The sequence below is a fragment of the Phocaeicola coprophilus DSM 18228 = JCM 13818 genome (genome assembly GCF_000157915.1).
GTDB lineage: Bacteria > Bacteroidota > Bacteroidia > Bacteroidales > Bacteroidaceae > Phocaeicola > Phocaeicola coprophilus.
Map to the genome: position 1 here is coordinate 487,421 of NZ_EQ973632.1, position 8,636 is coordinate 496,056.

Below are 8,636 nucleotides of genomic sequence, written 5' to 3' on the forward strand. Positions count from 1 at the left end.
GAAGAAGAAATAAAGCTTATTTTTTAATCTTTCTTAAAGATATTAGGCTAAGTTGGTTTTTTTTCATAAATTTGCATCCAAATCTGTTTGAAAGAATGAGACAATTAAAGATTACCAAAAGTATTACTAACCGAGAGAGCGCTTCTCTGGACAAATATCTGCAGGAAATCGGTCGTGAAGACTTGATTACGGTGGAAGAAGAAGTGGAACTCGCTCAACGTATTCGAAAAGGGGATCGTGTTGCGCTTGAAAAACTTACGCGTGCGAACTTGAGATTCGTGGTGTCTGTAGCCAAGCAGTATCAGAACCAGGGCTTGAGTTTGCCGGATTTGATCAATGAAGGTAACTTGGGTTTGATCAAGGCTGCTGAGAAGTTTGATGAAACACGTGGATTCAAATTTATCAGTTATGCGGTATGGTGGATTCGCCAGTCTATATTGCAGGCTTTGGCCGAACAGTCACGTATCGTGCGTTTGCCTTTGAATCAGGTTGGTTCATTAAACAAAATCAGTAAGGCATTCTCTAAGTTTGAGCAGGAGAATGAACGGCGTCCGTCTCCGGAAGAGTTGGCTGATGAGCTTGAAATTCCGGTAGACAAGATTTCGGATACTTTGAAGGTTTCAGGTCGCCACATATCTGTAGATGCACCTTTTGTGGAAGGTGAAGACAACAGTTTGTTGGATGTTCTGGTGAATGACGATTCACCTATGGCAGACCGTTCCTTGGTTAATGAATCACTTTCGAGGGAAATCGACAGAGCACTTTCTACGTTGACCGAAAGAGAAAAGGATATTATCCAGATGTTTTTCGGTATTAATACGCAGGAAATGACGTTGGAAGAGATCGGCGATAAATTCGGGCTGACCCGTGAGCGTGTACGCCAGATCAAGGAAAAAGCTATTAGAAGATTAAGACAAAATTCGCGTAGCAAGTTGCTCAAGTCTTATTTGGGATAAGATAAGGATTGATTTCCAAAAAAAAGAAAAGAAACGGATAAAACTGCAAGGGTGTAGTTTTATCCGTTTTTCTATGTTAATTTGTATTCACTCTTTTTGTATTAAGTGATAATTGATTATTTTTGTTGCCAATTTAGATTTTTGATTATGAAATTGACTAAGATTTTATGTTTTCTTGTTGCGGCTGTAGCCGCTGTTACTGTATTTGCCAAGCAGCCTAAGAACAAGACTAAATATGGTGTTTACGTGGCTGGAGTTTCGGCTTCGTTTACGGATTCATTGGTTTATATGACCGATATTCAGTATGTGGATAGTGCATCCTTGGATAAAAACGGTTTCTTGGTTGGCCGTGCTTTATATAGCCTCCAGTTGAAGGATTATCTGGAAATGCAGAAAGGGGAGCGGAATCGCACCTGTTTCGTATTTTTCAGTTCCAAGAAGAAAAGTCTTCAAAAAGAGCTTTCAAAATTAAAGCAAAAATACGAAAAGGGAAAAACCTTGGTGGTTTTGAATGTTGGACCAGATTTCAAGTTTGAAAAAGCTGATACCTACTGATTCGTTTATGAAAAAGATATTAATTTGTCTCTGTTCAGTTTTGCTGTTGGCCGCATGTTCGAACGAAATTCCGTCAGAGGACCCGTTACCACGTAAGGGGCGTACAATATTAGCTTATTTGGTCTCTAATAATCAGGCGGGAGGCGATTTGGACAGCTATTTAAAGAAGAACGTACTTTGGATGTATGAAAGTATGTCTTCTTTGAAGGATTCATGTAGTTTGCTGTTGTACTACCGCCCTAAGGCAGGTGATCCATATGTGACAGCTCCTTCTATACTTGAATTTGTATCAGATGGACATGGTAATATTAATTCTATGCCGGCTTTACAGGGAGCAGAACTGACAGAAGCAAATGTTTTCCAAAGTGCTATTGTGCGAAAGTCTTATACGGATCCGGAACATAATGCCGTGGATCCGGTAATTATTGCTCAGGTGTTTAAGGATATGCAGAAGGCAGTGCCATCTGAAACCTATGGATTGATCTTCGGTTCTCATGCTACGGGATGGATGGAGGCTAATCAGACAGTAGGTCGTGCATTTGGTGACGATAATGCTTATTCCATCAATGTTCCGGAGCTGGCTGCTGTTCTGCAGGAGGGTTTTGGAAATGGAATACTTGATTTTGTCCTTTTTGATGCATGTATGATGGGGACTGCTGAGGTTGCTTATGAATTAAGAGATGTAACGCATTATTGCATTGCTTCAGTAATGGAAACTCCTGCAGGTGGTTTTCCTTATCAGCGTCTTTTTGCTTATCTGACAGAGGATGATATCCGTTTCCAAGAATTATGTGCAGCATTTACAGGTTATTATTCTTCTATGACTGGTGGATGGGGGACTTGTGCAGTGGTTGATTGCACTCAAATGAATGATTTGGCAACCGCTGTTCGGAATGAACTTCTTGCTTTTGCAGACTCGATACCAACTTTGTCTTTTGATGATGTTCAGCAATATGGCGCAGGTAGCTATCATGACTTTTCTTATGATGTTGGTGACTTTTTTCGAGTGTTGAATGGAGGTACTATTCCGACAGACTTTCAGGAGGTACTGAATCGGGCAGTTGTAGCAAAGGATTGTGTAAATGGAGGATTTAAGGAGGTTCGTCCGGATTCTGATCGTTTTTGCGGAATAGGTATGTATATTCCTTATTATACCTCTCATGATCGTTGGGACGCTTATTATGAATCTTCTATTACCTGGTATGATGCTGTTGGGTGGGAGGCATTTCGTAATAACTAACTGAATCTTTTTTTGCTTTGATGTGAACCTTGCGTAATTGTTGTGTGTTTAAAATTACTAAAAAGGTATTTTATGTGGAATTTCATCAAAGAACTTAAGCGGAAAGATCACCTGCGCTATTTGGGTGGTCTTGACTTTTTTAAATATATTGGTCCCGGTTTGCTGGTTACAGTAGGATTTATCGATCCGGGGAATTGGGCCTCCAATTTTGCGGCAGGTTCTGACTATGGTTATGCTTTGTTGTGGATTGTAACATTGTCTACTGTGATGCTAATCATCTTGCAGCATAATGTGGCTCATCTTGGAATTGTGACGGGATTGTGCCTTAGTGAGGCAGCGACACGCTATACCCCTCGGTGGGTTTCGCGCCCGGTTTTGGCTACGGCTGTTTTAGCCTCTATATCTACCTCGTTGGCAGAAATATTAGGAGGTGCCATTGCTTTACAGATGCTTTTCGGTATTCCTGTTGTCTGGGGAGCAGTGCTTACAACAGCTTTGGTTGTCATAATGCTTTTTACAAATTCTTATAAGCGTATTGAACGGGCGATTATAGCGTTTGTGTCTGTGATAGGGCTTTCTTTTCTTTATGAACTTTTTCTTGTTGATATCGACTGGGGATTAGCAGCTCGCTCGTGGGTGGTTCCAAGCATACCTGAGGGCAGTATGTTGATTATTATGAGTGTGTTGGGGGCTGTCGTTATGCCTCATAATTTATTTTTGCATTCTGAAGTTGTACAGAGTCATGAATATAATAAGCAAAGTGATACCGCTATCCGTAAATTGTTGAAGTATGAGTTTTATGATACTTTACTTTCCATGGGGATAGGATGGGCTATCAATAGTGCGATGATTTTATTGGCGGCATCTACTTTTTTTGTAACAGGTACTCCGGTAGAAGAGTTACAGCAGGCAAAGTCTTTGCTGGATCCTTTGTTGGGTAATCAGGCTGGAATTGTTTTTGCTCTGGCATTATTGATGGCAGGTATTTCTTCAACTGTCACCAGTGGAATGGCGGCTGGTTCTATTTTTGCGGGAATTTTCGGCGAATCTTATCATATTAAGGATGTACATTCCAGAGTAGGGGTCTTACTCTCTTTAGGAATAGCTTTATTGATCATTTTCTTTATAGGTGATCCTTTTCAAGGACTGATTTATTCGCAAATGGTTTTAAGTTTTCAGCTTCCTTTTACTGTTTTTCTGCAAGTTGGACTTACGTCCTCCCGACGTGTTATGGGACCGTATGCTAATTCCCGTTGGAGCTCTTTCGTACTTTATTTCATTGCTACGGTCGTATCGTTGTTGAATATTATGTTGCTGTTGAACTGGAATTCGTAAATTTTAAACTTAAGATATGGATACAACAAAATGTATAGCTGCTCTTTTTGATTTTGATGGGGTTGTGATGGATACCGAAACTCAGTATACTTTGTTTTGGAACGAAATAGGTGAAAAATATTTTCCTCAATATCCTGAGTTTGGACGTATAATTAAAGGACAGACTTTGACTCGGATTTATGATACTTACTTTCCTGATATGGAAGAAGTCAGGCAGGAGATCACAGATTCTTTGAATCTTTTTGAGAAAGAAATGCATTATGATTTTATTCCTGGCGTTGTGGGTTTTATGAAGAATCTGCGTGAGCATGGGGTGAAAATGGCAATTGTGACAAGTTCCAATCAAATGAAAATGGCCAATGTCTATCGTGCTCATCCTGAGTTGAAAGAACTGGTCGATTATATCCTTACAGCGGAACAGGTGAAACACTCTAAACCTGCTCCAGACTGCTTTTTATTGGGGGCGGATATATTAGAAACTGTTCCTGAAAATTGCGTTGTGTTTGAGGATTCATTTCATGGACTGGAAGCTGGAAATGCAGCCGGAATGCTTGTCGTAGGATTAAGTACCACTAATTCAGAAGAAGCAATTCGTGATAAATGCAGCCTGGTAATCCCTGATTTTAGAAACTTCACTTACGAAGAGATGAGGAGACTGCTTTGATTTTATTTGCTTGAATCGGAGAAATCAGCTACTTTTGCAGCTGATTTTTATAAACTAAAAGAAAAAAATAGAAATATGGCAGGATATCTTTCGGGGGATTCACGTAAAGTGACCACCCATCGTTTGATAGAAATGAAGCAAAGAGGAGAGAAGATTTCAATGCTTACCTCTTATGATTATACCATTGCACAAATAGTTGACGGTGCGGGCGTTGATGTGATTCTGGTGGGAGACTCAGCTTCTAATGTAATGGCGGGAAATGTAACTACGCTTCCTATAACGATTGATCAGATGATTTATCATGGAAAATCTGTGATGCGCGGAGTAAAACGTGCATTGGTGGTCGTAGATATGCCTTTTGGCTCTTATCAGGCAGATCCGTTTGATGGAGTTCGTAATGCTATCCGTATTATGAAGGAAACAGGAGCGGATGCTTTGAAACTGGAAGGTGGAGAAGAAGTAATAGACGCTATTCGTAGAATTATAGGTGCAGGTATGCCTGTTATGGGACATTTGGGCCTTATGCCTCAGTCTATTAATAAATATGGAACTTATGGTGTGCGTGCCAAAGGAGATGCTGAAGCTGAAAAACTGGTTCGGGATGCTCATTTGCTGGAAGAAGCCGGTTGCTTTGCTTTGGTACTGGAGAAAATCCCAGCAGATCTGGCTAAACGTGTGGCCAGTGAACTGACCATACCTGTTATTGGTATTGGTGCCGGAGGAGCTGTCGATGGCCAGGTGTTGGTGGTAGCTGATATGCTGGGAATGACTAAGGGATTTAGTCCCCGTTTCTTGCGGCGTTATGCTGATCTGCATACGGTTATGACGGATGCTATTGGTCAGTATGTTGCAGATGTGAAGTCAAGTGATTTCCCGAACGAGTCGGAACAATATTAAAAATCAATGGATTGCCAGAATAGTATATGACGAATACGGCATTATGGAATAGGAACTTTGCATTGCTGGTCATTGCAAATACCATGCTTTACATGGCTGTTTATATGCTGTTCCCTTTATTGCACCATTGGTCTATGGAATCATGGGGATGTACAGAGCTGACGGCAAGTGCGGTAACTGCCGTTTTTGCGGTGGCTCTGTTCTTTCCTGGTATTCTGAATGCATATTTAGTGGATACTTTTCCCCGGAAACAGGTTTGCATTCGCAGTATGTTATTGCTGTTGCTTCTGAACTTTGCGTATGTATATTTGTCTGCTGTATGGCAGGTGTTTCTAGTGCGTATTCTACAAGGAATGTGTTTTGGCGTAACACTGGCATCAACAGGAGCAACGTTGGCGATAGATGTAACACCGGGCAATAAACGTGATCAGGCCAATTTGTGTTTTGCTTGGTCTGGGGTACTGGGAATGCTGATCGGAGTGGCCGTCGGTGTTTGGTATGGAACCAGCTTTTCTTTCTTTACATGGATGTGCGTCTCTGCTTTGTTGGGGGGAGTTTCTGTTTTATGTATATCCATGCTGGATGTCTGTTTCCGGGCGCCGCTGGATTTGCCTCTGTTCTCATTGGATCGCTTTCTTCTTCCCCGTGTACTATTGCCGGGAATAAATATGATGATCGTTCCTTTTATTTTGGGTGCCTTGTTTGGTGCTCAATATCAATCTTCTTTTTATCTTTGCATGGCAGGTGGATTCCTATTCTATTTGTTATGCCGTTACTGCTTTTCCCGTTTACCGGATGGTGGTTGGGAAATAGGAACAGGTTTGATTTTGATGGCGGTAGGTTTAGCATTGCTTCAGGAAGCAGAAGGGTATCAGCCTTATTTGTCAGGAAGTCTGATCGGTTTGGGTGTCGGATTTTCGTTGTCTCGTTTTTTGCAGATGATGATTTTATTGCCTCTTCATTGTGAGCGTGGTACAGGCTTTCATACTTATCAGTTACTATGGGAGGCTGGTGTGATGTTTGGTGTTTTGGCCGGAAGATATTTCTTTTCTCAGGGAAATATGTATAATATGGCTTTGACAGCTTGTGCTGTTGGTCTTATTTTCTATTATACCTGTATTCGGGTTTATTTCAGAAAGCACATGCTGAATCGTTGATTCTATTGTCTGGCAGAACGAATTTGGGGACGAAGCATTAAATGCAATTATAGATTTTTTTATTAATAAACTTAGATGTAATATGGCAGACGACAAGAAAGTTATTTTTTCAATGGTGGGAGTGAGCAAATCCTTCCAGAACAACAAGCAAGTGTTGAAAGATATTTATCTGTCCTTCTTTTATGGTGCCAAAATCGGAATCATAGGTTTGAATGGTTCAGGTAAGTCTACGTTGATGAAGATCATCGCCGGCCTTGATAAGAATTACCAGGGAGAGGTTGTTTTTTCTCCAGGTTATTCGGTGGGATATTTGGCACAGGAACCTCAGCTGGATGATACTAAGACCGTAAAGGAAGTCGTTATGGAAGGCGTGCAGCAGGTGGTAGACACACTGGTTGAATATGAGGAGATTAACAATAAGTTTGGACTGCCGGAGTACTATGAGGATCCTGAAAAGATGGATGCTTTGTTTGCTCGTCAGGCAGAACTGCAGGATATTATTGATGCAACTGATGCGTGGAATCTGGATACCAAGTTGGAACGTGCAATGGACGCTTTGCGTTGTCCGCCGGAAGATCAACTGGTAAAAAATCTTTCTGGAGGAGAACGCCGTCGGGTTGCTTTATGCCGTTTGCTGTTGCAGAAGCCGGATATCTTATTGTTGGATGAGCCGACCAACCATTTGGATGCAGAAAGCATTGATTGGCTGGAACAGCATTTGCAGCAGTATGAGGGTACGGTAATTGCTGTTACGCACGACCGTTATTTCTTGGATCATGTAGCTGGATGGATTCTGGAACTTGACCGCGGTGAGGGTATTCCCTGGAAAGGAAATTACTCCAGCTGGTTGGAGCAGAAAACCAAGCGTATGGAAATGGAGGAAAAAACTGCAAGTAAGCGCCGTAAGACTTTGGAACGTGAGCTGGAATGGGTGCGTATGGCTCCTAAGGCTCGTCAGGCAAAAGGAAAGGCTCGTCTGAATTCTTATGATAAATTGCTGAATGAAGATGTAAAAGAGAAGGAAGAAAAACTTGAAATCTTTATTCCGAATGGTCCTCGCTTGGGTAATAAGGTGATTGAGGCTAAGCACGTAGCTAAAGCATACGGAGACAAATTGTTGTTTGATGATCTGAACTTTATGTTGCCTCCTAATGGAATCGTAGGGGTAATTGGCCCGAATGGTGCTGGTAAGACTACTCTTTTCCGTTTGATTATGGGATTGGAAACTCCGGATAAAGGAGAGTTTGAAGTAGGAGAGACCGTAAAAGTGGCTTATGTAGATCAGCAGCATAAAGATATTGATCCAAATAAGAGTGTATATCAGGTGATCAGTGGTGGAAACGATCTGATTCGTATGGGAAATCGGGATGTGAATGCTCGTGCTTATCTCAGCCGTTTTAACTTCTCTGGTTCCGATCAGGAAAAGTTGTGTGGTATGCTGTCAGGAGGAGAACGTAACCGTCTGCATTTGGCTATGGCACTGAAAGAAGAGGGTAATGTGCTTTTGTTGGATGAGCCGACCAATGATATCGATGTTAATACACTGCGTGCACTTGAAGAAGGTTTGGAAGATTTTGCAGGATGTGCGGTGGTGATCAGTCACGACCGTTGGTTCCTTGATCGTATTTGTACACATATTCTGGCATTTGAAGGAAATAGCGAAGTTTTCTTCTTTGAAGGAAGTTATACGGAGTATGAAGAAAATAAGATGAAACGTATGGGAAATGTTGAGCCAAAGCGGGTACGCTACCGTAAATTGATGGCTGACTAATAAGTATATTGGTTATTGCAGAAAATCCGGAGATGTTTTTTCGTTGAAAAGCATTTTCGGA

General features: G+C 41.5%; 8 protein-coding genes. All 8 read left to right on the forward strand.

Features of this window, described 5'->3' with window-relative positions; translation table 11 throughout:
• The first annotated feature begins 95 nt into the window (after positions 1 to 95).
• A complete protein-coding gene (locus tag BACCOPRO_RS03700) occupies positions 96 to 956 on the forward strand; it encodes a sigma-70 family RNA polymerase sigma factor (protein ID WP_022278282.1) in 861 nt (286 codons plus the stop codon).
• Positions 957 to 1,103: 147 nt separating this feature from the next.
• Positions 1,104 to 1,511, forward strand: a complete 408-nt coding sequence (locus BACCOPRO_RS03705) for a hypothetical protein (protein ID WP_008141041.1) — start codon at positions 1,104 to 1,106, stop codon at positions 1,509 to 1,511.
• Between the two features lie 7 nt (positions 1,512 to 1,518).
• Positions 1,519 to 2,751 carry a clostripain-related cysteine peptidase gene (locus BACCOPRO_RS03710; protein WP_008141043.1) on the forward strand — a complete coding sequence of 411 codons (1,233 nt, stop codon included), beginning with the start codon at positions 1,519 to 1,521 and terminating at the stop codon, positions 2,749 to 2,751.
• Between the two features lie 72 nt (positions 2,752 to 2,823).
• On the forward strand, positions 2,824 to 4,086 hold the full coding sequence (locus BACCOPRO_RS03715) for an Nramp family divalent metal transporter (RefSeq protein ID WP_008141045.1): 1,263 nt from the start codon (positions 2,824 to 2,826) through the stop codon (positions 4,084 to 4,086).
• A 16-nt stretch (positions 4,087 to 4,102) separates the two neighbouring features.
• A complete protein-coding gene (locus BACCOPRO_RS03720) occupies positions 4,103 to 4,750 on the forward strand; it encodes an HAD family hydrolase (protein ID WP_008141047.1) in 648 nt (215 codons plus the stop codon).
• 75 nt (positions 4,751 to 4,825) lie between these two features.
• Positions 4,826 to 5,647 carry a 3-methyl-2-oxobutanoate hydroxymethyltransferase gene (gene panB / locus BACCOPRO_RS03725; protein ID WP_022278284.1) on the forward strand — a complete coding sequence of 274 codons (822 nt, stop codon included), beginning with the start codon at positions 4,826 to 4,828 and terminating at the stop codon, positions 5,645 to 5,647.
• Between the two features lie 26 nt (positions 5,648 to 5,673).
• Complete coding sequence (locus BACCOPRO_RS03730; protein ID WP_008141052.1) at positions 5,674 to 6,804, forward strand: MFS transporter; 1,131 nt, start codon at positions 5,674 to 5,676, stop codon at positions 6,802 to 6,804.
• A gap of 82 nt (positions 6,805 to 6,886) precedes the next feature.
• The gene (ettA, locus tag BACCOPRO_RS03735) at positions 6,887 to 8,575 is read left to right on the forward strand and encodes an energy-dependent translational throttle protein EttA (RefSeq protein WP_008141054.1); all 1,689 of its coding nucleotides are present in this window, start codon (positions 6,887 to 6,889) and stop codon (positions 8,573 to 8,575) included.
• Positions 8,576 to 8,636 lie beyond the last annotated feature (61 nt).

Excerpts from the sequence above, each read along its gene's own strand:
- BACCOPRO_RS03705 (WP_008141041.1), top strand. The coding sequence starts at position 1,104 with ATGAAATTGACTAAGATTTTATGTTTTCTTGTTGCGGCTGTAGCCGCT.
- BACCOPRO_RS03720 (WP_008141047.1), top strand. The coding sequence starts at position 4,103 with ATGGATACAACAAAATGTATAGCTGCTCTTTTTGATTTTGATGGGGTT.
- BACCOPRO_RS03730 (WP_008141052.1), top strand. The coding sequence starts at position 5,674 with ATGACGAATACGGCATTATGGAATAGGAACTTTGCATTGCTGGTCATT.
- BACCOPRO_RS03710 (WP_008141043.1), top strand. The coding sequence starts at position 1,519 with ATGAAAAAGATATTAATTTGTCTCTGTTCAGTTTTGCTGTTGGCCGCA.
- ettA (WP_008141054.1), top strand. The coding sequence starts at position 6,887 with ATGGCAGACGACAAGAAAGTTATTTTTTCAATGGTGGGAGTGAGCAAA.
- BACCOPRO_RS03700 (WP_022278282.1), top strand. The coding sequence starts at position 96 with ATGAGACAATTAAAGATTACCAAAAGTATTACTAACCGAGAGAGCGCT.
- BACCOPRO_RS03715 (WP_008141045.1), top strand. The coding sequence starts at position 2,824 with ATGTGGAATTTCATCAAAGAACTTAAGCGGAAAGATCACCTGCGCTAT.
- panB (WP_022278284.1), top strand. The coding sequence starts at position 4,826 with ATGGCAGGATATCTTTCGGGGGATTCACGTAAAGTGACCACCCATCGT.